The organism is Tissierella carlieri (assembly GCF_018917285.1).
GTDB classification, from domain to species: domain Bacteria; phylum Bacillota; class Clostridia; order Tissierellales; family Tissierellaceae; genus Tissierella; species Tissierella carlieri.
In genome coordinates this window covers 133,192-157,328 of record NZ_JAHLOH010000019.1, presented here as the reverse complement: position 1 = coordinate 157,328, position 24,137 = coordinate 133,192, and the positions used below count along the sequence as shown (strand labels likewise).

21 protein-coding genes are annotated in these 24,137 nt (G+C 30.9%); 18 read left to right on the top strand and 3 right to left on the bottom strand.

Annotated elements, in window-relative coordinates; translation table 11 throughout:
- Positions 1-320: 320 nt before the first annotated feature.
- The 6 genes from KQI38_RS05035 to KQI38_RS05010 all read left to right on the top strand — a co-directional run bounded on the left by KQI38_RS05035 (position 321) and on the right by KQI38_RS05010 (position 6,859).
- Positions 321-1,667: an alanine/glycine:cation symporter family protein gene (locus KQI38_RS05035; RefSeq protein WP_216556566.1), complete on the top strand. Its 1,347-nt coding sequence runs from the start codon at positions 321-323 to the stop codon at positions 1,665-1,667.
- Between the two features lie 106 nt (positions 1,668-1,773).
- Positions 1,774-2,412 (top strand): cyclodeaminase/cyclohydrolase family protein, encoded by a 639-nt coding sequence (locus tag KQI38_RS05030; protein ID WP_216556564.1) that lies wholly within the window; start codon positions 1,774-1,776, stop codon positions 2,410-2,412.
- A 107-nt stretch (positions 2,413-2,519) separates the two neighbouring features.
- Entirely contained in the window at positions 2,520-4,244 is a 1,725-nt protein-coding gene (gene ade / locus KQI38_RS05025) for an adenine deaminase (protein WP_216556562.1), read from the top strand.
- Positions 4,245-4,278: 34 nt separating this feature from the next.
- Positions 4,279-5,421 carry an aminotransferase class V-fold PLP-dependent enzyme gene (locus tag KQI38_RS05020; RefSeq protein ID WP_216556560.1) on the top strand — a complete coding sequence of 381 codons (1,143 nt, stop codon included), beginning with the start codon at positions 4,279-4,281 and terminating at the stop codon, positions 5,419-5,421.
- Between the two features lie 14 nt (positions 5,422-5,435).
- On the top strand, positions 5,436-5,954 hold the full coding sequence (locus KQI38_RS05015) for a DUF4446 family protein (RefSeq protein ID WP_216556558.1): 519 nt from the start codon (positions 5,436-5,438) through the stop codon (positions 5,952-5,954).
- Between the two features lie 17 nt (positions 5,955-5,971).
- Complete coding sequence (locus KQI38_RS05010) at positions 5,972-6,859, top strand: diacylglycerol/lipid kinase family protein (protein ID WP_216556556.1); 888 nt, start codon at positions 5,972-5,974, stop codon at positions 6,857-6,859.
- Positions 6,860-6,866: 7 nt separating this feature from the next.
- On the opposite strand, the gene yyaC is transcribed toward KQI38_RS05010, so the two are convergent.
- The gene (gene yyaC, locus KQI38_RS05005; protein WP_216556554.1) at positions 6,867-7,460 is read right to left on the bottom strand and encodes a spore protease YyaC; all 594 of its coding nucleotides are present in this window, start codon (positions 7,458-7,460) and stop codon (positions 6,867-6,869) included.
- Positions 7,461-7,804: 344 nt separating this feature from the next.
- Between yyaC and KQI38_RS05000 the strand changes: the two genes are divergently transcribed.
- Positions 7,805-9,256, top strand: coding sequence for a LysM peptidoglycan-binding domain-containing M23 family metallopeptidase (locus tag KQI38_RS05000; RefSeq protein ID WP_216556552.1), 1,452 nt, complete (start codon positions 7,805-7,807; stop codon positions 9,254-9,256).
- Between the two features lie 27 nt (positions 9,257-9,283).
- On the opposite strand, the gene KQI38_RS04995 is transcribed toward KQI38_RS05000, so the two are convergent.
- Together KQI38_RS04995 and KQI38_RS04990 are read right to left on the bottom strand one after the other, a co-directional pair.
- A complete protein-coding gene (locus KQI38_RS04995) occupies positions 9,284-10,567 on the bottom strand; it encodes a S8 family peptidase (protein ID WP_216556550.1) in 1,284 nt (427 codons plus the stop codon).
- A 319-nt stretch (positions 10,568-10,886) separates the two neighbouring features.
- A complete protein-coding gene (locus KQI38_RS04990; protein ID WP_216556547.1) occupies positions 10,887-13,571 on the bottom strand; it encodes a calcium-transporting P-type ATPase, PMR1-type in 2,685 nt (894 codons plus the stop codon).
- A 335-nt stretch (positions 13,572-13,906) separates the two neighbouring features.
- On the opposite strand from KQI38_RS04990, the gene yycF reads away from it, so the two are divergent.
- The 11 genes from yycF to KQI38_RS04935 all read left to right on the top strand — a co-directional run bounded on the left by yycF (position 13,907) and on the right by KQI38_RS04935 (position 24,005).
- Positions 13,907-14,605, top strand: coding sequence for a response regulator YycF (gene yycF / locus KQI38_RS04985; RefSeq protein ID WP_216556545.1), 699 nt, complete (start codon positions 13,907-13,909; stop codon positions 14,603-14,605).
- 2 nt (positions 14,606-14,607) lie between these two features.
- Positions 14,608-16,419 carry a sensor histidine kinase gene (locus tag KQI38_RS04980; RefSeq protein WP_216556543.1) on the top strand — a complete coding sequence of 604 codons (1,812 nt, stop codon included), beginning with the start codon at positions 14,608-14,610 and terminating at the stop codon, positions 16,417-16,419.
- Positions 16,420-16,503: 84 nt separating this feature from the next.
- On the top strand, positions 16,504-17,103 hold the full coding sequence (locus KQI38_RS04975; protein ID WP_216556541.1) for a hypothetical protein: 600 nt from the start codon (positions 16,504-16,506) through the stop codon (positions 17,101-17,103).
- 30 nt (positions 17,104-17,133) lie between these two features.
- The gene (yycH, locus tag KQI38_RS04970) at positions 17,134-18,594 is read left to right on the top strand and encodes a two-component system activity regulator YycH (protein WP_216556539.1); all 1,461 of its coding nucleotides are present in this window, start codon (positions 17,134-17,136) and stop codon (positions 18,592-18,594) included.
- Positions 18,595-18,616: 22 nt separating this feature from the next.
- Positions 18,617-19,468, top strand: coding sequence for a YcdB/YcdC domain-containing protein (locus tag KQI38_RS04965; protein WP_216556537.1), 852 nt, complete (start codon positions 18,617-18,619; stop codon positions 19,466-19,468).
- Positions 19,469-19,628: 160 nt separating this feature from the next.
- Positions 19,629-20,423 (top strand): MBL fold metallo-hydrolase, encoded by a 795-nt coding sequence (locus tag KQI38_RS04960; RefSeq protein ID WP_216556535.1) that lies wholly within the window; start codon positions 19,629-19,631, stop codon positions 20,421-20,423.
- A 16-nt stretch (positions 20,424-20,439) separates the two neighbouring features.
- On the top strand, positions 20,440-21,585 hold the full coding sequence (gene htrA, locus KQI38_RS04955) for a serine protease HtrA (protein ID WP_216556533.1): 1,146 nt from the start codon (positions 20,440-20,442) through the stop codon (positions 21,583-21,585).
- 20 nt (positions 21,586-21,605) lie between these two features.
- Positions 21,606-22,355 (top strand): 5'/3'-nucleotidase SurE, encoded by a 750-nt coding sequence (gene surE, locus KQI38_RS04950; protein ID WP_216556531.1) that lies wholly within the window; start codon positions 21,606-21,608, stop codon positions 22,353-22,355.
- Between the two features lie 67 nt (positions 22,356-22,422).
- Positions 22,423-22,725 carry a hypothetical protein gene (locus KQI38_RS04945; protein WP_094903824.1) on the top strand — a complete coding sequence of 101 codons (303 nt, stop codon included), beginning with the start codon at positions 22,423-22,425 and terminating at the stop codon, positions 22,723-22,725.
- Between the two features lie 242 nt (positions 22,726-22,967).
- Complete coding sequence (gene rlmH, locus KQI38_RS04940; RefSeq protein WP_216556529.1) at positions 22,968-23,447, top strand: 23S rRNA (pseudouridine(1915)-N(3))-methyltransferase RlmH; 480 nt, start codon at positions 22,968-22,970, stop codon at positions 23,445-23,447.
- A 267-nt stretch (positions 23,448-23,714) separates the two neighbouring features.
- On the top strand, positions 23,715-24,005 hold the full coding sequence (locus tag KQI38_RS04935; protein WP_216556527.1) for a hypothetical protein: 291 nt from the start codon (positions 23,715-23,717) through the stop codon (positions 24,003-24,005).
- Positions 24,006-24,137: the final 132 nt, after the last annotated feature.

The following is a 24,137-nucleotide window of genomic DNA, read 5'->3' as shown; positions in this document are numbered from 1 at the left end:
ATTTTATGGATAACTATTAATTATGTATATTATCCGAATAATGTTAATTGTAGCATATTTTAAGGCAAAATTAAATTCTAAATAAAAAACTATTGGAATATAGAATGTTAACAATTTGAATCAACCAAAAAATGGTTGTTTTTTTATTCAAAAAATGGATTATTTATATATAAAATAGGCAATATAAGACAGAGGAATTAGAATAAAATACAATCTTTGAAGAAAAATTAACAAAATATAGTTTACAAAACTATAGAGAAATGATATATTAAGAACTGTGTCATAAAAATTTATTATACTAAAAGAGGAGGAAGGTTTTAATGCGAGAGTTTGTTACTTTAATAAACGAATTTTTGTGGGAAAAATTCCTAATATATGCTTTATTAGGTACAGGAATTTATTATACTTTTAGACTAGGAATCCCACAAATTAGCAAGGTTGGCCCAGGATTTAAGCAAGCCTTTGGGGGAATATTTAAAAAAGATAAAAAAGCCGATGCAGATGGAATGACATCTTTCCAAGCTTTGGCTACTGCAGTAGCAGCACAGGTAGGTACAGGTAACCTAGCAGGTGTAGCAACAGCTATAGCAGCTGGTGGTCCAGGAGCTATCTTCTGGATGTGGATATCTGCAATATTAGGTATGGCTACTAACTTTGGTGAAGCTGTACTTGCACAAAAATATGCAGATAGATCTGGCGATGAAGTTACAGGAGGTCCAGCTTATTATTTATCTAGGGGTGTAAAAAGTAAGTTTTTGGCAGGATTTTTTGCTGTTACTATAATAATAGCATTAGGATTTGTTGGTAATATGGTTCAGTCAAACTCAATAGCAACAGCTGTTAATGCAGCATTTGGAGTTAATAAGGTTATCATAGGAGTTGCAACTGCAATATTTGTAGCTCTTATATTAATAGGAGGTATGAGTAGAATTGCTAGCTTTGCAGAGTTAGTAGTACCATTTATGGCCTTACTTTATATTATAGGTAGTTTTGTAATAATATTTAAAAATCCTTCTGCAATAGGGCCAGCATTTAAGAGTATATTTGCAGGTGCATTTACTACTCAAGCAGCAGTAGGTGGGGCTTTGGGAGTTACAATGAAGCAGGCTGTTAGATTTGGTATTGCAAGGGGATTATTCTCCAATGAAGCTGGTATGGGTTCAACACCACATGCTCATGCAGTTGCAAAGGTAGATCACCCAGCACAACAAGGTATGGTTGCTATGGTTGGAGTTATAATAGATACATTAGTTATCTGTACAGTTACAGCACTAATCAACTTAGTTACAGGAGCTAATACTTTAGGCCTTACAGGTATAGAAATGACTCAAAAGGCATTTCAACTAGGCCTTGGGAATTTTGGATTAACATTTATAGCTATTAGTTTATTCTTCTTTGCATTTACTACTATAATAGGATGGTATTTCTTTGGAGAAGCAAATATCAAATATTTATTTGGACCTAAGGCTGTAAATATTTATAGAATTGTAGTACTTGGCTTTATCATTTTAGGTTCATTTCTGAAAGTTGATTTAGTATGGGATTTGGCGGATACATTTAATGGTCTGATGGTTATTCCTAACTTAATAGGTCTTTTAATATTAGCACCACAAGCATCTGCTATATTAAAGGATTATGATACTACATTTATAAAGCAACAAAGATAAGAATAAATAAGAGAATTATATAATAAATAAAGATTATAAAAAGGGAACAATTGATGTTCCCTTTTTTCAGCATTTATAGTAAAATACAACTAGGAGGTGTATGTAAATGTTTATAGACAAAAGCCTAAAGGAATACATAGGTGCTACAGCTAGTGGAGAGCCTACACCGGGAGGTGGAAGTGTTGCAGCTTTAGTAGGTAGCCTCGGGGGAGCACTTACTAATATGGTTAATAATTTGACAGTTGGCAAAAAAGTATATGAAGAGCTTTCAGATGAGATTAAGTCAGAAATAGCTCAAAATTCAAAAGAAGTTGAAAAACTTGTTCAAGAATTGAGTAGTATTGTAGACGAGGATACAAAAGCCTTTGATAAGGTAATGGAAGCTTTCAAACTTCCAAAAGAAACTGATGAGGAAAAAGCGACAAGAACAAAAGCAATACAAGAAGGATATAAGGTAGCTTTAGAGGTTCCTCTAAGATGTGCTGAAAAATGCTTGAGAATATTAGAGCTACAAGAAGTTTTTGCTAATTACGGAAATGTAAATGCTATTACAGATGTTGGGGTAGGTACATTATTAGCTTATTCAGGCTTAGAAGGAGCATTATTTAATGTAACTATTAACCTAGGTAGCATTAAAGATGAAGAATTCAAGAAAGACATCTCAGCTAAGGTAAATACTCTTCTAAATGAAGGAAAGAAATTAAAAGAAAAATTATTGGATATAGTATACAAAAGATTAGGATAAGAGAAGGAAAACCTTCTCTTTTTCTTTATGTAATAATAAAAATAATGTAGTATAATAGTAGTATAAGTAGAAAGGTCTTCATTATTAAAAGCTTAGGGGGGAACAGAATGTTTAAGGAACAACTTAAGGATCTCATAATTAAGGCTAAAGGTGCTAAAAATTCGGAATTGGTACTTAAAAATGCAAATATAATAAATGTTTTCAGTGGTGAAATAATTAAAGGTGATGTAGCTATTGATAATGGAAAGATAGTAGGAATAGGAGAATATAAAGGCGAGAATGAAATAGATTTAGAAGGTAAGTACTTGTCTCCTGGATTTATAGATAGTCATGTTCATATAGAATCATCTATGTCATCTCCTTCTCAATTTGCTAAAGTAATAGTACCTAGGGGAGTAACTACAATAATAGCTGACCCTCATGAAATAGCAAATGTTAAAGGTGTAGAGGGAATAAAATATATAATTGAGGATAGTAAAAATGTTCCGTTAGATGTTCAAGTAATGTTACCTAGTTGTGTACCTTCCACAAATTTTGAAAATGCAGGTGCTATACTGGAAGCTAAAGAGCTAAAAGATTTAATAGATGAAGATAATGTAATTGGATTAGGTGAAATGATGAATTATCCTGGAGTCATAGGTGTAGATGATAACATATTAGATAAATTAATTTTGTTTAATGATAAGATAATAGACGGTCATGGACCCATGATTAGTGACAAAGACCTAAATGCATATGTGGCTGCAGGGATAAAAACAGAGCATGAATGCTCTACTATAGAGGAAGTAATAGATCGTATTAGGCTTGGTATGTATGTCCTTCTTAGAGAAGGCTCGGCAGCAAGAGATTTAAGAAATATAATCCATGGGGTAAATAAAGATAATTTGAGACGATTTTTGCTTTGTACTGACGATAAGCATCCTGATGATTTAATTAATGAAGGTAGTATAGACTTTAATATTAAGCTGGCGATAAAGTTTGGCATTAATCCTGTCGATGCTATTAGAATGGCTACATTAAATCCGTCAGAATGTTATGGTCTAAAAAATAAGGGGGCCATAGCTCCGGGATATATGGCTGATTTAGTTGTAATAGATAATTTAGATGATTTAAATATATTAAAAGTATTTAAAAGTGGAAAATTAGTAGCTGAGGACAATAAGGCTTTGTTCGATTCTGCAATATATTTGCCAGAAAATATGACTGAATCGGTAAAGATAAAAGATATAAGGATAGAAGATATCCAAATTCCTATGAAAACAAATAAGGCTAATATAATAGGTGTAATAGAAGATAGTCTAGTCACAGATAGAATAGTAAAAAAAGTAAATACAGTAGACGGATATTTTGGTTTTTCTAATGATGATATATTAAAACTTGTTGTAATTGAAAGGCATTTAGCTACAGGTAATATAGGAGTAGGACTTATTGAAAATTTTAAATTAAAAAATGGTGCCATAGGTTCAACAGTTGGTCATGATTCACATAATATAATAATCATAGGAGATAATGATGAAGATATCTTAATAGCTATTGAAGAATTAAAAAGGATTGGCGGAGGACTCACACTTGTATCTAAAGGAGAAGTATTAAAAAGCTTACCTTTAGAAATTGGCGGTATAATGACATCTAAACCTATCGAGGAAACAAATTCTACTTTAAAGGAAATGATTAAAATATCCTATGATGAATTGAAGGTAAATAAAAATATAGATCCTTTTATGACATTAGCATTTATGGCTCTACCAGTAATACCCAAATTAAAGCTTACAGATATGGGGCTATTTGATGTGGAAAAATTTGATTTTATTGAATCTTATAATGAGGATTAATATGAATTGATGATTAGAAAATAGGAGTGATTTTATGGTATATTTTGATAATGCAGCAACATCTTATCCAAAGCCAAAGGCAGTTTATGATGCTATAATGGAAGCTATGATAGAGTATGGCGCTAACCCGGGAAGGTCAGGCCATAAAAAAGCATTAAAAGCAAGTAGGGGAATATTTGATACTAGGACTCAAATTAGTAAACTTTTTAATATAAAAAATCCTATGGATGTAATATTTACATTTAATTGTACAGAAAGTTTAAATATGGCTATAAAAGGAGTCTTAAAACCAGGTGATCATGTGATCACCACTTCTATGGAACATAATTCTGTTTTAAGGCCTATTACCTTTTTAGAGAAATTAGGGATTACAAACACCATAGTACAGGGGGATTCTAAGGGAAGAATTAATCCAAAACATATTGAAGAGAGCATAAGACCAGAAACTAAAATGATTGTAACTACTCATATCTCAAATTTGACAGGAAATATAATGGATATTGAAACTATTGGAAAGATTGCAAAAAATCATGGAATAATTTATCTAGTAGATGGTGCCCAATCAGCTGGAGTTTATGATATTGATGTTGAAAAGATGAATATAGACCTTCTTGCCTTTCCGGGTCATAAAGGATTATTAGGGCCCCAAGGTACTGGTGGACTTTATATTAGAGATGGTATAGAATTAGTTGAAATTTTTCAGGGCGGTACAGGTAGTATTTCTCATTCATTGGATCAACCTGATGTAGTCCCAGATAAATTTGAATCTGGTACACCAAATGCTCCTGGTATAATAGGACTTGGTGCTGGTATCAAATATATATTTGAAGAAGGTATAGAAAACATTAGAAACAAAGAAGAAGGTCTTACAAAACATTTTATTGAAGAAGTATCTAAAATAGATGGAATTAAGGTTTATGGATATCTAGAGCCTGGTTATCACGCACCAGTTGTTGCTTTAAACATAGGAGATGCGGACTCATCTGAAATAAGTTATATTTTAGATGAAGAATATGATATTGCAGTAAGACCAGGACTGCATTGTGCTCCTTTAGCACATAAGACTATAGGAACTTTTGAGCAAGGAGTAGTTAGATTTAGCTTTGGATATGAAAATACCCACGAAGAAATAGAATTTGCTATTAAAGCGTTAAGGGAAATAGCCAAGGAAGTATAGAGAGGAGAAGTTATATGGTTCAGCTAAGAGATTTTGTGGCATCGTACAATATAGAGATTATGATAGGACTTATTGCAGCATTACTTGTATTATTAGTATTATATCTAATAGCTGAAATAAGAATATCAAAGATAAAAAAGAAATATAATGAGTTTACTAGAGGTGTAAAGGGTGTAAACGTAGAAGAACTTCTAATAAAAACTGGTGAAGAATTGAAAGATATTCGTGTAGATATGAATAATATAGAAGAAAACATGAAAAGTATTGAAACAAAGCTAGCCTTTGCTATTCAAAAGGTTGGCTTTGTAAGGTATAATGCCTTTGGTGATATGGGGTCAGATTTAAGCTTTTCTATTGCATTATTGGACAAGTTCCAAAATGGCTTTGTTCTCACCAGTATTTATGGCAGAGAACATACTACTAGCTATGCAAAACCAATTAAGTTTGGGAAGTCTATATATCCATTATCTGTAGAGGAAATGCAAGCCATAGATAGAGCAGTGATGGGTGAATATAATGAAAAGACTCTTTAATAGGGGGATAATTGCAGATGAGTAAAATCCTTTTTATTATAAATCCTGTTGCTGGTGGAGGAAAGGCTAAGGGGCTGATTCCATTAATTAAGGAAATAATGGACAAGCACGAAAAAGATTATGAAATAAAGTTGACTACGAGACCTAAAGAGGCTATCAATATTGCAGAAGACAGTGTAGAGAACTATGAAATAACAGTTGCAGTAGGTGGAGATGGAACTGTAAATGAAGTAGCTAAAGGATTAATTAACATAGGTAAAGGTACCCTAGGTATTGTGCCGGGAGGTACAGGAAATGATATGGCAAAAAGTTTAGGTATATCAACAGAGCCCGTTAAGGCATTAGAAACTTTATGTAGGGGACTAAAAAAAGATATAGATATTGGGTGTGTTAATGATTCTAATTTTTTAAATATAGCTAGCGTTGGGTTTGATGCAGAAGTTGTAATAAATAATCAAAGTATAAAGACGGTAATAAAGAGTGGAATATCTTATGCTGTTAGCGTTATATATACATTATTAAGTTTCAAAAAAAAGAAAGTGAAAATAACTATAGACGATAATATTATGGAAGAAAAGATAATATTGTTGGCAGTTGGCAATGGGAAATATTATGGTGGTGGAATGAAAATTTTACCTATGGCAAAAGTTGATGATGAATACTTAGATATATGTATAGTTTCGAATATTAATAAATTAAAACTACTATTTTTATTTCCTACTATTTTTAAAGGGAATCATATTAAATATAAGAAGTATGTTAAAATGTATAAGGGAAAAACTATTAAGGTAGAGACGAGAGATAAAATATATATAAACATAGACGGAGAAATAGCTCCAGAAATGAAAGAAATTGTGTTTTCTATGGAAGATAAAAAATTAAATGTATTATGTGAAGAAAAGTAGCCGAAGGCTACTTTTCTAATATATAACTTTCATCCTTATCACTATATAATCTAGAAAGTGATAAATAAATACTTTTTGATATAATATCAGCCATATTCATTACTAAAGATAATCGAGTATTTTGTAATACCATAAATTCCATCATTCCACCAATATTTACAATTCCAGTAATTGCTATATCTCCTACGGCAGGCAATACTTTATTGACACCAGCTCCTGGTCTCAAGGGAGAGTTTTTAATTGATAGATAGCCTATACGATCTTGCCTACCGAGAGAAGAATCTACAGCAATTATAAAAGGGTTTCTATGGTTTTCATTTATCTTATCAAGATTTTCCTCCAGATTTTGAGCATGAATAGGATACTCTAAAGTGCCTATTAGACTCACATCTTTAAAGTTTTTTATTATTGGGGATAGTTTATGCCCCACTAGGGGACCTAGGGAATCTCCTGTAGATCTATCCGTTCCAATACAAAGTATGACTAAATCTCTGTTTCTTTCATGTTCTTCGGACAAATACTTGAAAACTAGATTTGAAAATCTAGATAAAGCAAAAGGCGAAGATGAGTCTATGTAGTTATTTTTTATAAATATGTTCATTATACCCTCCTATTTCTCTTATTATTTATTTGTATTAAAGATAAAAGGATATTAGAAGTATTACCTTAAAATAAATATAAATACTTTTACTGATAAGAATAAAAAAATATTAAGAAATTTTAATATTTTTAATATAATTTTTATAACATAATAATTGATATAGAAATACGTTGAAATGACTAGAATATTAGTAGATGTATAAACTATGGCAAATAGAATATAATAAGACTAATTAGACATGCTAAAGAGTTGAAAAAAAAATAATCTGTGATATAATTGTTACAGAATGATTACAAACAGATTACAAATGTGATTTAGATAGTCTTGGACTAGGAGGGTACAATATGGAAAATCCCAATCATATAAGAATGAGTTTAGAGTATATAAGAAAAAAAATAAATAAAATTATTGATTGCGGTAAGAAAATTCAAATTAAAAATATAAATTTTAAAAGCATACATATGAAAATGGTTCTAACTGGATTAATGATTATATCTATAATAGCTTTAAGTATTACAGGATATAAGGCTAGTCAAATTAGATTGAGAGCATTCGATGTTTATCTTGGTGAGGATAAAGTAGGTACTATTAGGCAGCAAGAAGAAGTTTTATCTATAATGGATAATCTAGAAAAAGAATTAGCAGGTACATATAATATAGATATAGTTTTAGATAAGGATATTAAATTTGAGGAAGTAAAAGCTAAAGACGATCTAATAACATCTAGTGATGAATTGAAAAAAGAAATTAAGTCAAAGATTAGTTTTTTAGTATATGGATATGTACTTAAAGTCAATGATATGGAAGTAGGGGCATTAAAGACTAAAGAAGAAATTGAAGATGTAATTAATAGAATAAAGCAGCCCTATGAAGAGAGTAACAAAGAAGATACTAATATAAAAGAAATAAAGATAGTTGAAAATGTAGAAATAGCTAAAAAAGAGATGCCATTGTATAAAATCGGCAATGTAGAAGATTTATACAATTATTTATTGACAAGTTCAGAGGAGATAAAAACTCATACAGTTGAAGTAGGAGAAAGTTTTTGGACTATAGCGAAGATATATAACTTATCTGTCGATGACTTAATATCTGCTAATCCAGATAAGAATCCAGAAAAGATACAAATAGGCGATGAGGTAAAACTAGTTGTACCAAAACCTGTTCTTACAGTAGCTACAGTGGCAGAAGTAGAATATAATGAAAAAATAAAGTATGAAACAGAATTTGAATATAATGATAAGATGTATAAAACTGAGAAAAAAACCAAGGTAGCTGGTGCTAATGGTGAAAGAAAAGTTGTAGCAAATGAAGTAAAACATAATGGTATTTTAGTAGAGAAAGAGATTGTGAAAGAAGAGATACTTCAAAGTCCTACTACAGAAGTTATAATTAAAGGTACTAAAGAACCTCCTAAAACAGTTGCAACAGGTGCATTTTCAGTACCTACTAGGGGAACTATTTCTTCTAGATATGGCATGAGAAATGGAAGGATGCATAGAGGTCTTGATATTGCAGCAAAAACAGGTACATCTATAAATGCTGCTGATGGAGGTAAAGTAGTATATGCAGGATATAGAGGTGCTTTTGGTAATTTAGTTGAAATTGATCATGGAAATGGCTTTAAGACCAGATATGCTCATTGTAGTAAGATATTGGTAAAAGTAGGAGATAAAGTATATAAGGGTCAACATATAGCTAATGTGGGAAACACTGGTAGATCTACAGGCTCACATCTTCATTTTGAAGTCTTAAAAAATGGAAAAAATTATAATCCAAGTAATTATTTAAAATAGAGGAAGCGAAGGCTTCCTCTATTTATTTTAGAATCTAGAGTCTAATAGGAAAACGATTATTAATAATATTAATATACTCTCAAAGATTTCACCTTCACCAAATATTGAATTGACTTGTTGATTATTTTCTATTTTATTTATTGTATCTCCAAATAACATTTTAAGGTTCAGCATACCCGCTCCTTGATTTTCTTTTGATTCTTTTAAATCTATACAAGATGTTGTAACCCTATCCCTTATTTCTTGTGGTGAAAGATTTCCATGTTTATTTAACAAAAGTGCCACGGAGCCTGAAACTAAAGGTGTAGCCATAGATGTACCACTTAGAGAAGCGTAGCTATCTAATTTAGTATTAGATAAAGATTTTATATTTACTCCAGGAGCTACTATATCAGGCTTCATTAGACCTTCTATAGTTGGACCACGACTAGAGAATGGAGCAATGGTATCATCAGATGGATCTATAGTTCTTTTATCATCAACAGCTCCAACAGTTATAACATTTCTACTAATACCTGGAGATAATATAGTACCTTCTTTAGGGCCACTATTACCTGCAGCAGCAATTACTATTAATCCTGCTTTTACAGCCATATCAACAGCTTTACATAAAGGATCTTTATCACATGAGTTATTTGCAGGAGTACCTAAAGAGATATTTATTATTTTTGTATTATATTTGTCCTTAGTTTCTACTACATATGATATAGCTGCAATTATATCAGAAGTGCTTCCTCCACCATATTCATCTAAAGCTTTGATTCCCAATATATTGGCTTTAGGAGCTACTCCCATATATTTTCCATTAGAGGACAATCCATTTCCTGCAATAATTCCAGCTACATGAGTACCATGACCATTATCATCATATGGAATTTCTTTACCACTTATCATATCTTTAAACCCAACGATTCTATTAGTAGGTCTAGTCAAATCATAATGAGGAGCTACACCTGTATCGATTACAGCTACTGTAATGCCTTTACCTTCATAGCCTTTATCATGAGGAAAGTATGCATCCATAGTAGGAGTTGCAATATCTAATAGCGTGTATACCTTTGAGTCAAAACTGATGTAATCTACCTCTGGACTATTTACAATCCGATATATGGTTTCAGTAGACATAAGCCCAGCAAATCCATCTATTAGAGGTAAGTTAGTCTTGATTCTATTGGATAAATTATTGATATTCTTTTTTAGATTTGATCCACTATTATTAAATTGTACGATTACAGGTACATCTTCCATAGATTGAGACATTATTTTTGCACTTAGAATAGGGCAAAGTTTAGTATTAATTATTTTTTTCACTATTACCACCTTCCTTGGTCTATTCTATGCTGCAAAAAAATAAAATGTGTCAAAAAGAATAGAAGACTTTAATTTTAAATTAATACATTATGGAAGTCTTTTATAAAATTTATTTAGATAAAGTTTATACTAAGATTAAATAGAAATTTTTTATATATTATAAAGTTATTCTCGTCATGTCGATACTTTTCACATGCTCTATTTTAACTTCTTTACTAGACTTTGTACAACTTTCCATGAAAAAACCTCCTTAAGTAGAGTGAGTAATTTTAAGTAATTACGTTGTCTACTTAGGAGGTATCATATCATAGGGATTTTTCTATCTTTTAATAAATAATTTACTAACTTCACCTACGATTAAAGGAATAAAGGCATATTCTAAAATTGCAGCCCAGTCCCTTACGCCAAGAGAGAAGGTATTAAATATTGGTTGCATAAATGGTATATATAGGACTCCAAGTAATAAAATAAATGAGAATAGAGTTCCATATACTAAGGTTTTATTTGTAAAAAATCCTATTTTAAATAAAGTATATCTCTGAGACCTACTAGAGTAAGCCCTTAATAATTCTGCTGTTATTAAAGCTGTAAAAGTTATAGTTCTTGCTTTATCTATATTGTCTGCATAGGTAGAAAGTCCCCATCTATAAGCGAGCAAAGCTGCTCCTCCAACCGCTAAACTCTGTAGTAATATTCCTACTAGCATGTTTCTAGTAAGAATAGGTTCATTAGGGTTTCTAGGAGAAACCTTCATAATATCGGGATCACCTTTTTCAACTCCTAAGGCTAGTGCAGGGAAACTATCAGTAACTAAATTTAACCATAGTAGTTGGATTGGTAATAAAGGCACTGGTAAATTTAACAATATACTAGTAAAGACTAAAAATATCTCTCCTATGTTGCAGGATAGTAAGAAGAAAACAAATTTCTTAATATTACTATATATTATTCTACCTTCTTCTACTGCAGATACAATAGATGCAAAATTATCATCAGTTAAAATTAATTCTGCAGTATTTTTAGCTACATCTGTACCAGTAATACCCATTGATACACCAATATCGGCTCTCTTTAGAGCTAGCGCATCATTTACTCCATCGCCAGTCATAGCAGTTATCTCACCATTAGCTTTTAGTGCACTTACTATTCTTACCTTATGTTCTGGTGAAACTCGAGCATAGACTTTTACATCTTTTACTACTTCTCTTAGTTCTTCATCGGAAATCTTATTCAATTCTTCTCCCATCATAGCTTCATCTATAGATTCTGCCATTCCAAGTTCTTTTGCTATGGCGAAAGCAGTTTCCTTATAATCTCCTGTAATCATAACAGTCTGTATACCTGCTTCCTTACATTTAGCTATAGCATCTTTGGCCTCTGGCCTTGCAGGGTCTATCATACCTACCAATCCTATAAGGGTCATATCTACTTCATTTAAATCAGGGGAGATGTCTTTTGGTAATTCATTATATTCTTTATAGGCAAAGGCTAAAACCCTTAAAGCATCTTTTGAAAAATAGCTATTTACTTTTAATACTTCTTCTTTCATATTATCATCAAGATCCATAACCTTGCCATTTATACTAATACGATTACATCTATTAATAATTATATCTGGAGCTCCTTTAGTAAAGGAAACAATTTTATTAGGTATATAATCTTTATGAAATGTGGTCATCATTTTTCTATCTGAATCAAAAGGTATCTCTTCTATTCGAGGAAACTCATTATTAATTGTATGTTTATTAATATTACCTTTACCAGCCAAGGTGACTAGAGCACCCTCTGTAGGATCTCCAATAACTTTATATCCATCAGATGTTTTTTCTAAGTCAGCATCATTAGCTAATGCAGATATGGAGAGGAGTGTTTGCAAATCACCTATATCTTCTACTTTTATATTTTCTCCTTCTAACTTAAAATCTCCAGTTGGCTCATAACCTCCACCAGTTACATCTATTATTTTCCCATCTGTAAATACTTTAACTACCGTCATTTCATTTTGAGTTAATGTACCAGTTTTATCAGAACAAATGATTGTAGTAGAACCCAAGGTTTCAACTGCTAAAAGTTTTTTTACAATAGCATGTCGTTTAACCATTCTGTTCATACCAATAGCTAATACGATAGTTACAATTGCAGGCAGACCCTCAGGTATAGCTGCTACTGCTAAACTTATTGCAACCATAAACATTTCTAAAACCTCTCTGCCCTGAAGAAGTCCCATACCGAAGACAGCGATACAAATAAATATTGTAGTAAGACCTAGTACTTTCCCTAATTGATTTAATTGTTTTTGTAGAGGAGTCACTTCATCTTCAAAGGATTGAATCATAGTAGCTATTTTTCCAATTTCTGTATCATGACCTGTGCCTACAACAATACCTTTTCCTCTACCATAGGTAATTGCAGTGCTCATATAGGCCATATTTTTTCTATCACCTAAAGATACTTCATCTTCAAAAGTTATATTACTATCTTTTTCCACTGGTACTGATTCACCAGTTAGGGAGGCTTCCTCAATTTTTAAATTGGAACTTTCCACAAGTCTTAAGTCTGCAGGTATAATATCCCCTGCATCTAAGGATACAACATCTCCTGGCACCAAAGTATTAGCAGGAACTGTTACTAAATTACCGTTTCTAATAACTTTAGCATTAGGTGAAGACATTTTCTTAAGCGCATCTAAAGCTTTTTCAGCCCTGCCTTCTTGATAGATGCCTAAGAATGCATTGACAATAACTATGGCTAGTATAACTATAGCATCCTTTGATTCACCAACAGCAAATGAAACGACTGCAGCCCCTATTAAAATTAAAATAAGAAAATCTGAAAACTGAGCTATAACCTTAGAGAGAAAACTTTTTTTATCCTCTTCCTTCAAATCATTAGGACCATATTTTTCCAGTCTAAGATCCACTTCATCTTTAGTCAATCCAGAATTAATATTGGTATCCAAGTCCAACAACAACTCTTCTTTACTTTCTCTGTACCATTCTTTCAAAGATATCCCCTTCCTTCTAAATCTTATTAATTAGTATACCACTTATAAATAAAATAAAACAAAAAAGACCCTTGGTTAAATCCTGAAATTTAACCAAAGGTCTTGCTTCCTGAAGATTACTAGGTAGTTAGCCGGGAAAATCCGTATTGACGACTAACAATTTTTAAGCTACTCCCCTTCGAATATTATAATTATACAGTAAAATAGGTTTAAGTTCAAGATAAATATTGTGAATAATATCCAAATCACAATATTTATTTGACAATGAATATTCTTTATTAGATAATCTAATAGAGAAGAATAATTATGTAAATAGTTAATTGGAGTGATTCAATATGGATAATAAAATATTGGTGATTGATGACGAGAAGGCAATTGCAGATATAATAAAATTTAACCTAGAAAAAGAAGGTTATAGTGTAGAGACAGCTTATGATGGCGAAGAAGGTGTGCAAGCTGTTAGTAGAGTTATTCCAGATTTGGTTATTTTAGATGTTATGATGCCTAAAAAAGATGGATTTCAAGTTCTAAGAGAGATTAGAATGTATCATAAATTTCCAGTTATAATGCTTACTGCTAAAGAGGAAGAGGTGGACAAGGTATTAGGTTTGGAGCTTGGGGCAGATGACTATATTACAAAACCCTTTAGTATGAGAGAGTTAATTGCAAGAGTAAAAGCCAATCTAAGAAGGGTTGATTTTTCTAATGTTTCTAACTCAAATGATACAAGTGTTATGATCACTTCAGAGGATTTAATAATAGATTTAAATAAATATGAAGTTAAAAAAAATGGAAATATTGTAGAGCTTACACTTAGAGAGTATGAATTACTTAAATTCTTAGCTTCTAGTTCTAACCAAGTGTTTTCTAGAGAACAATTGCTGGAAGAAGTATGGGGATATGAGTATTATGGAGATATTAGAACAGTGGATGTTACTGTTAGAAGGCTAAGAGAAAAAATAGAAGATAATAGTGGAGACTTTAAATATATTTTAACTAAAAGAGGTGTAGGCTATTACTTCAGGAGGGCTTAACTATGTTTGCTAGTATAAAGTGGAGGTTTATTGTAGTTTATTTTTTACTAGTGTTTATTGCCATGGTAATAGTAGGTATATTTATTATTGGAAGACTAGAAAGTCAACAAATAGCAAATATTACCAGTTCTATGGAGCAGAATATACAAACCATAATAGAGTCAATCTCTGAATTAGCAGAGGATGACTGGATGATTGTCCAAGAAGATATACAAGAGACTTTAAGCGCGTGGGGATTTGGGAGCAATGAAACTTTATATGTAATAAAAAATGATGATATTGCTACTGTTATAGCTTCATCATCAAAGAAAAATAAGAGGATTATTGGAGAAAGTGCTTTTATAAATGGGAAGTACATGGATTCAGAGTTGATATTAGCAGCCTATAATGGAGAAAAGTTAAGTAAAGATATACCAGATTCAAATGAAAATACTGTAGCAAATCATATTGCTTACCCCGTTTTGACAGATGTAGGAAAGGTCAAAGGCATAATTTATATGGTTTCGGATCTTGAAAATGTATATGTAACAGTAAATGAATCTAAGAAGATATTAACAAATGCAACTATGATAGCTTTAATAATTACAGTGTTTTTAGGCTATTTAATTGCCTCAAGTATTACTGAGCCTATTAGGGATGTGACTAATAAGGCAGAAGAAATGGCTATGGGAAACTTCGAACAGTTTGTTGAGGTAAAATCCGATGATGAAATTGGACAGCTGGCCAGTATGTTTAATCATCTGACATTAAAGTTAAAAGATACAATACGAGAAATGGACTTAGAAAGATCTAAGCTAGATACAATATTTAACTATATGGCAGAAGGTGTTATAGCGGTAGATCTTAGTGGAAATATAATACATGCAAATCCTATTGCTATAGAAATATTAGAATTGACTCAAGAAAAAAGTTTAGAACCTTATTCTATTTTTAGAGAAGCAATACCGTTAAAACTAATAAACCTTGATGATATTAATTATGATGATGAAACTACTCTAGAAGGAGACAGAAGCCTAGAGATTGATTCACATGTCTATAAGGTTAAGTATGCTCCCTTTAAAAATGAGAGAAATAATATCGGTGGACTTATAATAGTGTTTCAAGATATGACAAATGAGCATAAACTAGATAATATGAGGAAGGAATTTGTGGCAAATGTATCTCATGAATTAAAGACACCTATTACAACAATCAAGAGTTATACAGAAACATTGATGGATGATGGAATAGATGAGGAAATGGAACAGAGATTTTTAGCTGTAATAGATAATGAATGTGATAGGATGGCAAGACTTGTAAAAGACCTGTTGCAGCTTTCAAACTTAGATTATAAAAAGACTACTTGGAAAAAACAAGAAGTTTCTGCAAAAAAACTTTTAAAGGAAATATTATTAAAATTAGAATTTGCTTTTAAGGAAAAAAATCATAAAATAATAGTAGATGTTGAAGAGAATTTACCAAATATTGTAATAGATAAGGATGGTATAGAGCAGGTTATACTAAACATAATTTCTAATGCCATAAAATATACGGAAAATGGAGGAGAAATTCAAATTTCTTCAAGATGCTTGGATGACACTATAAGTATAAAGGTAAAAGATAATGGTATAGGTATTCCAGAAGAGGATCGACAAAGGATATTTGAAAGATTTTATAGAGTAGAAAAAGGTAGAAGTAGAGAATCAGGAGGTACTGGGCTTGGGCTCTCCATTGCAAAACAAATAATAGAGGCTCATAATGGTGAAATACTCTTAGATAGCTGTTTCGGAGAGGGTACTACCGTTGAAATAAAAATACCATATGAAAAAGTGTAATTCAATCTTAATTATGTTGTAACAATTTTGTAATATATTTACTATATAATACTAATTAAAGTAAATAGTAAAGGAGGATATGAAATGTGGAAGAAGATATTGGCTAGTTTATTTATTGGTGCTAGTTTGTTTGCTATTAGTTCAACAGTTCATTCAGCAGCATTAACAAATACAACAAATACAACTAACGCAACCAAAACAGACCAGACAACTAAGACAGAACAGACAACCAAAACAGAACAAACAGGCAAAACAGAACAAACAACTAAAACAGACCAAACAGGCAAAACTGAGCCAAAAGTTGATATATCTAAATATCAAGTAATAAATCCTGAAAAAAATGCTTATTCTACAGAGGATAAGGTTGCTTTTATAAATGGGAAAGCTCCTTCAGGAACTTCTATTGTAATTCAGGTATATGGTACTACAAGAAAAAACTTTGATTTACTTACATTACCTACTGAAGATGACTATATAGAAATACTTTCTGAAACTGTAAAGTCAGGCAATCTAGGATTTTTTGATAAGCAACTTGAATTAGTAGCAGGAATTAATAAAATAGTTATTGATTTTGGTGTAGAAGAGGTACCAACTGTTGAAATAATAGTATATTTAAAGACTCCAGATTCTGGAAATAGTACAAAAGAAGTAAAAATCACAGATATAATACAAAAGTCAAAATAACGCTTACTTATGATATTGGAGATGGTTAAAATGAGAGAAAGGATTAAGACTTTTCTATTGATATCATTAGTAGGTATTAGTTTGTTATTTACCAAAAGGCTATGGATAGAATTACCTAATGAAATGCTAGATGTATTTAGCAGAAGAAATGAAACATATAAGACATCATATTTATTATCAGATATGATAATTCCTAATAAATATTTGGTAAATTTTAGTGATAAAAATCACACCATTTTCTATGATGATTCTAAACATGGGTTATGGACAAACTCCAGAAAAATCTTAAATGGTATCTTAAGATTAAAAGATGTTAAAGTTGTAGAATTACCAAACGATGAGTTCCTAACGTATAATGGGAAAAGATCTATAAGTTTTTATTTTCCTAATAAAATAAATACTTATATATTGGCTAAAGCCTTAGATGTTAAGGAGCCTAATCTTATTGTAGATACTATACCTAATATAAACAGTATCTATGTTTATCTAGGTGAAGGTGATTCTTTTTTTGTATTTTCTGATGGAGAAAAACATATAGCTATATATGATGAATCTATTGATGTAGCTAGTCTTACACAACAAGTTTCTATGATAGAAGAATCGGGAAATTATAATTTCTATCATTCAATGAGGGATTATTATAGATTTGATAATGATATTTATGTAACTAATAATGATATGAAAAATCCATTGCCTACAGTATATGTAGAAAATGAGATAAGAAATTTGGATGAAAAAGAAAAGGAGAAGTTGGCAGAAAAATTTTTAAATATAGGTATTGATTATATTGGCGAAATAGGTGAGAATAACGGTTCGACGATCTATCGATATAATCAAAGAGTTCTAAAGTTAAATGTAAATGGTACTTTAGAGTATTTTCATCCTTTAGAGCAAGCTGTAAAGAAGAGGAATCTATATCAAAGCTTAATCACTGCGGCTGAATTCATATCTAAAAGTGCAGGAGTACAAAAGGGAATGTATTTAGCTAAGGTAGAGGAAATTAAAATAGATGATAGCTTTGGGTATAATTTAACATTTAGATATAGAGTTAGAGGAATACCTATAATTCTTGGGAATGAAATGGTAGATTTTGTTCAGATAGAGGTCTTCAATGACCATGTAAGATCTTATAAGCATTTTATTAGAAAAGATATGAATAAATCGGTAGATAAAGATATAAATAAACCAGTAGATAATATTCCATCGGGGGGCAAGATGTTATCTTCTTTTGATGTAATAGACAGGAATATAGATTTTATAGTCCAAAAATACTTAGAAGAAAATAATATCATTTCAGAAAGTCAAGAAGATCTAGATATAAAAGAAAAAGTTTTATCCTCATCCTTTATACAAGACATTACTTTATCATATTTTGATCCGTGTCTAAAGGATATAGAAGATGAGCTGATTGGTGTATGGGTTATAAAAACCAATAAAGGACTTTATGCCTTTGATATCTATAATGGATCTTTAGTATATGAAAAAAATTAAGGAGTATCGGATGGTGAATTAAATGGACTGGTCAAAGGCAAAAACCATCTTAATAGTTGCATTCTTAATAACCAATATATTATTGGGTGTTGTTCTATTTTTAAGTGGAAGACAAGTAGAAACAGCAACAAAAGAGGGATTTATTGAAGATGTAACTAAACTTCTAAATAATAAAAATATTCTTATAGATACGGAAATATCTAGGGAAATTCCTAGTTTAAATACTTTAATAGTAGAATATGAAATCTTAGATCTATATGAAATAAATAAGAATTATTTCAATGGGGAAGGGAAAATTGAGTCAGCAGATCAAGGCAGCAAAGGAATTATATATAATAATGAATATGTATTAATTGAAAATAAGAAAAAATTAACTTATGAAAATAATAATGAAGAAGAAAAATATATAAATTTAAATGAAGAACAAGCTAAGACAATTGCTTTAGAATTTTTACAGGATAAAAACTATGATACTTCGGATATGTTATTATATTATGCAAAAGAGCAAGATAATAGCTATCGTCTAGAATTCTCAAAAATATATAATAGTAGATACGTAGAACGAGCAAATACTATTGTAGAAGTAGATAAAAGAGGGGTCAAAAAACTAGAGCGGATTTGGTTAAAGGCTTTAGATGAAGGTGAGACGCCCATATATATTAGTACAGCTCCAAAGGCTGTTCTTAGCTTGCTAAGTATGGAAGAAGTATATGGAAAGACTATAAAAGATATATCCTTATGTTATTACTTTGACCCTATAGAACAGGATTATTTGAAAGAATATAAAAATCCTAAAAAAGGAAAAGCTAATCCAGCTTGGAGAGTTCTATTTGATGATGGATATAAGGTAATAATAGATAACTACAATAGATAACTATCAAAAGAAGAATTTCTAATTCTTCTTTTTTTAATGTATATAGATTATAATATAAAAAAGGCTGTTAATGAAGTACTAATATATTAAAGATAAATATTTAAAAATGAGAATTTTTGAATGGTTATAAGAATGATAATACAAAATGGGGGAGACTATTATGGAGATTAAATTTTGTTCCTTGTCTAGTGGAAGCTCTGGGAACTGTCAATATATTGAAACTAAGAATACAAGAATATTAATAGATGGAGGATTTTCTGGAAAAAGAATGGAAGCTCTACTATCATCTATAGGAGTATGTCCCAGCACTTTGGATGGAATATTGGTGACTCATGAACATATAGACCATGTCAAGGGGGTAGGTGTTTTCTCAAGGAGATATGATTTGCCTATATATGCAAATGGAAATACTTGGCTAGGGATGGAAAGAATGATTGGCAAGATACAAGAAAAGAATATAAAAGTTTTTATTTCTGAGGAATATTTGGATATTAAGGATATTACGGTCTATCCTATTAATATATTCCATGATGCCTTGGAACCAGTTGGGTACATATTTTTTTATAATAAAATTAAAATTAGTATTATAACGGATACAGGTTGGGTAAATGATAATATGAAAACTAAAATTAAAGATTCTAATCTTTATTTGATGGAATCAAATCATGATATAACTATGTTGAAAGAAGGCAGCTATCCTTGGCCATTGAAACAAAGAATACTCAGTACAAAAGGACACCTATCAAATGATGATGCAGGAAGAGTTTTAGGAGAAGTTATATCAGGCAAGGGAGAAATAGTCTTATTAGGACATTTGAGCCAAGATAATAATACTCCAGATCTTGCTCATAAAACTGTAAAAAGTTTATTATTAAATCAAGGTATAGATACAAACAAAGATATTACATTGGATTTAACCTATAGAGATAAGGTAACAAAAGTTTATAATCTATAATTATGGAGGGATCGAAATGAGTGATTATAACTATTATAGCTATAATAAACCACCTAAGAAAAGAGGCTTTTTTTCATACTTTATAGTAGGGTTAATAGGAGCTATTATAGGTGGAGTTTTGAGTGTCTATGTGGCACCTACTTATTTATATGGTAAAATATTGCCTATGCCAGAAATATTTGTAAGACGGGAAACGGGACCTATTAATGAAATTAATATTACACCAACTGAAGATATTTCTACAGTGACTGCTGTGGCTAAAAAGACAATAGGATCAGTAGTAGGTATAACTACAGTTCAAGAAATTAGGGAATTCTTTTGGGCAAGAGATGCAGAAGGAGTGGGATCTGGGGTAATAATTGACTCAAATGGATATATTTTAACTAACTCCCATGTTATAGGAGATGGTAAGGCAAAGAGTATAACTGTACTTATTGAAAATAGAGATAAAATGCCTGGTAAGGTTCTATGGTATGACGCAGCACTTGACTTGGCAATAGTAAAAGTAGATGCCAGAGACCTCCCAGTAGCAGATCTGGGAGATTCAGATTTACTTGAAGTAGGTCAATTAGCAATTGCAATAGGTAATCCTTTGGGCCTTGATTTTCAAAGGTCTGTAACTTCAGGTGTAATCTCAGGACTCCATCGTTCTATTAGGGTAGATCAATATAATGTAATAGAGGATTTAATACAAACTGACGCATCTATAAATCCTGGAAATAGCGGAGGACCACTTTTAAACAGCTATGGTGAGGTAATTGGTTTAAATACAGCGAAGATCCAAACTGGAGAAGGATTAGGTTTTGCTATTCCAATAAATCTTGTTAAATCAATTGCAGAAGAAGTAATTAAAGAGGGTAGTTTCAGCAATGTGTATATTGGATTTGAAGGTACAGAAGTAAATAAATATGAAAGATACTTTGGGATAGATCTAAGAGTAGATAGTGGAGTTGTGATTGTTGAAGTACTACCAAATTCTCCAGCAGCAGATGCTAACTTGAAAACTCTTGATATAATAACTAAGGTAGATGATGAAAAGATTGAAACCATGACTCAGCTGAGAAAGGTATTATATAAATATAGAATTGGAGATAAGGCAAATTTAACAATAATTAGAGATGGTCAAGAAATGAAGACAGAAATTACATTTACAAAATTTTAATATACTTGGGGAGGAAGACAATGCGAATTTTATTAACAAATGACGATGGAATAATGGCAGAAGGCATATATACTTTGGCTAAAGAATTAGAAAAGGATCATGAAGTTATTATAGTGGCACCTGAGATTCAAAGATCAGCACAGAGCCATGCAATTACATTATTTCAACCTTTAGTAGTTAAAGAAGTACAGTTAGAAGGATTGAAATCTAAAGCCTATAGTATATCGGGAACACCAGCCGATTGTGTTAGAGCTGGATTAGAGATTTTAACAGATGGACCAATAGACATGGTTTTTTCAGGTATAAACATAGGGCTAAACTCAGGTATGGATATATTATATTCTGGTACAGTATCTGCTGCTATTGAAGCCAATATTTATAAAATACCATCTATAGCAGTATCGGCTGAATTAGTAGACGGGAATGCAAAATTTGATATAGCAGCTAAATATGCAAAGAAAATATTAGAAGATTCCAAAGATAAACTGAGTAAATCTAATTTAGTTTTAAATATAAATACTCCATATAAAGAGGAAGACGATATATTGGGAATAAAGGTTTGTAAAATTGGAGGCGTAATTTACGATTATTATTTTATGGATCATAATGAAAAAGGAGAGAAGATTCTAAAGCTAAAGGGCAGAAAGGAAACAGAAATAGAAGAAGATACAGACAGATACTATTTACAACAAGGATATGTAACAGTAACTCCTCTTCACTATGATTTAACTAATTTTAAATTATTAGAAGAAGTAAAGGGCTGGATATGAAGCTGAATATTTAGTATAATTTTGGGTAGTAATTAAATATTACTTTAACAGAGGAAAGGGTGTTAATATGTTTAAAATTAGAAGCAAGGAAGAGGTATTGAAAGAATATGTAAATCGTTACCCTGAATTAGATCAATTTATAATTGATGAGTTATCTAGGGAATATGATAGGTACATAGATTTGCTAAAAAACCTAGAAACAAGAGAAGAAGCATTAGAGATATTTGAAGAAGAGATAGAGAAAAATGAAAGAAGATATCAAGACAACGCTCAAATGAAAGCTTTAGAAGGTTCAACCCATGATCAATTTATGGAAATACTTGCAAATTATGGGATGATAGTATTTTTTAGAGATAATATGTTAGAGTAACATCAATTGACGATTAACAAAGGACAAAGAACAATTTAGGACATTAAAACTTCTGAAGTGTGGCAGTTTTGAATTAATTTTAGATAATAAAAAGGGATTAAAGGGCTGTATATAAAAGTATACAGCCTTTTAATATTTATTTGAATAAATGGAATTCTAGATATACAAAGATGAAAGTTTTAGATAATTTATGATAAGATAAAAATAAACAAAAATATATTTGAAATGAAAGTAGGATTGCTATGAATATTAGAATTGTTGCAGTAGGAAAGATAAAAGAAAAATATATACAAGAAGGTATTAAAGAATTCACAAAGAGATTATCAAGGTATTGCTCTTTGGATATTATAGAGATAGATGATGAAAAAGCACCAGAGAATTTATCTGAAAAGGAAATGGAAATAGTGAAGACTAAGGAAGGAGAAAGGATATTAGGAAAGATTCCTCAAAATTCCTTTGTTATTGCCTTAGCCATAGAAGGCAAGCAACTATCATCGGAGGAGCTATCTGAGAAGATGGCAGATCTAATGATAAATGGAATAAATGATATTACCTTTGTTATAGGAGGATCTCTAGGATTATCTATAGATGTGATGAATAGAAGTAATTTCAAACTATCCTTCTCAAAGATGACATTTCCTCATCAGTTAATGAGGCTTATATTACTTGAACAGATATATAGGGGATGGAGGATAATGAAAGGTGAACCATACCACAAATAACTCTAAAACCAAATCTAATAGATTTAAGTAAAAGGGCAGAATTTATTTTATATCTAAAGGATAGGGAAATAGAGAAGATAAGAAGAGTAGTTTAGTTAAAGGCAATCTAATAGTAGGTTGTCTTTTTATATATCTAAAATAAGGTAGAATAAGAGACATAAATCATTAATGGACAAAAATAATGGATAGTAGGGATATGAATATAGAGAGAAATACTTTAATTGTAATATAGAAAACAATAATAACAAGGAAAAGAAGGAATATAGCATGAAATTAAGTGTAGAGAAAGAGTTAATAGAAGTACAAACTAAGTATATTCAGCGGGAAATATCAAGAATTGAAATGGTATTAAGGAATAAAGATTATGATACTATGGACTTTATAATACTTCAAAGTAATAATGAAGTAGATTTAGAAGATGCTGCAACATTAGAAGAAAAATTATATATATATAAGACTTGGCATCAGCAAGTATTATGTTTGCTATTTGAATATCAAGAAGAGAATGAATCATTAGATGATAATATTCTTTTAGCAGGGATTGATTATTGGCGATAAAGGGATAGAATTTTTCCACGAATCAAAATGTTGATTTAAATAAAATTAAATGTTATATTGAATGTAATTCAAAAAATGAATATCAAAGGATTAAACAAACGAATATCCTTAGTTTGTTGTATATATCATTTA

What these genes read in the sequence shown, in the direction of transcription:
- KQI38_RS05035 (WP_216556566.1), top strand. Translation starts at nt 321, where the DNA reads ATGCGAGAGTTTGTTACTTTAATAAACGAATTTTTGTGGGAAAAATTC.
- KQI38_RS05030 (WP_216556564.1), top strand. Translation starts at nt 1,774, where the DNA reads ATGTTTATAGACAAAAGCCTAAAGGAATACATAGGTGCTACAGCTAGT.
- ade (WP_216556562.1), top strand. Translation starts at nt 2,520, where the DNA reads ATGTTTAAGGAACAACTTAAGGATCTCATAATTAAGGCTAAAGGTGCT.
- KQI38_RS05020 (WP_216556560.1), top strand. Translation starts at nt 4,279, where the DNA reads ATGGTATATTTTGATAATGCAGCAACATCTTATCCAAAGCCAAAGGCA.
- KQI38_RS05015 (WP_216556558.1), top strand. Translation starts at nt 5,436, where the DNA reads ATGGTTCAGCTAAGAGATTTTGTGGCATCGTACAATATAGAGATTATG.
- KQI38_RS05010 (WP_216556556.1), top strand. Translation starts at nt 5,972, where the DNA reads ATGAGTAAAATCCTTTTTATTATAAATCCTGTTGCTGGTGGAGGAAAG.
- yyaC (WP_216556554.1), bottom strand. Translation starts at nt 7,460, where the DNA reads ATGAACATATTTATAAAAAATAACTACATAGACTCATCTTCGCCTTTT.
- KQI38_RS05000 (WP_216556552.1), top strand. Translation starts at nt 7,805, where the DNA reads ATGGAAAATCCCAATCATATAAGAATGAGTTTAGAGTATATAAGAAAA.
- yycF (WP_216556545.1), top strand. Translation starts at nt 13,907, where the DNA reads ATGGATAATAAAATATTGGTGATTGATGACGAGAAGGCAATTGCAGAT.
- KQI38_RS04980 (WP_216556543.1), top strand. Translation starts at nt 14,608, where the DNA reads ATGTTTGCTAGTATAAAGTGGAGGTTTATTGTAGTTTATTTTTTACTA.
- KQI38_RS04975 (WP_216556541.1), top strand. Translation starts at nt 16,504, where the DNA reads ATGTGGAAGAAGATATTGGCTAGTTTATTTATTGGTGCTAGTTTGTTT.
- yycH (WP_216556539.1), top strand. Translation starts at nt 17,134, where the DNA reads ATGAGAGAAAGGATTAAGACTTTTCTATTGATATCATTAGTAGGTATT.
- KQI38_RS04965 (WP_216556537.1), top strand. Translation starts at nt 18,617, where the DNA reads ATGGACTGGTCAAAGGCAAAAACCATCTTAATAGTTGCATTCTTAATA.
- KQI38_RS04960 (WP_216556535.1), top strand. Translation starts at nt 19,629, where the DNA reads ATGGAGATTAAATTTTGTTCCTTGTCTAGTGGAAGCTCTGGGAACTGT.
- htrA (WP_216556533.1), top strand. Translation starts at nt 20,440, where the DNA reads ATGAGTGATTATAACTATTATAGCTATAATAAACCACCTAAGAAAAGA.
- surE (WP_216556531.1), top strand. Translation starts at nt 21,606, where the DNA reads ATGCGAATTTTATTAACAAATGACGATGGAATAATGGCAGAAGGCATA.
- KQI38_RS04945 (WP_094903824.1), top strand. Translation starts at nt 22,423, where the DNA reads ATGTTTAAAATTAGAAGCAAGGAAGAGGTATTGAAAGAATATGTAAAT.
- rlmH (WP_216556529.1), top strand. Translation starts at nt 22,968, where the DNA reads ATGAATATTAGAATTGTTGCAGTAGGAAAGATAAAAGAAAAATATATA.
- KQI38_RS04935 (WP_216556527.1), top strand. Translation starts at nt 23,715, where the DNA reads ATGAAATTAAGTGTAGAGAAAGAGTTAATAGAAGTACAAACTAAGTAT.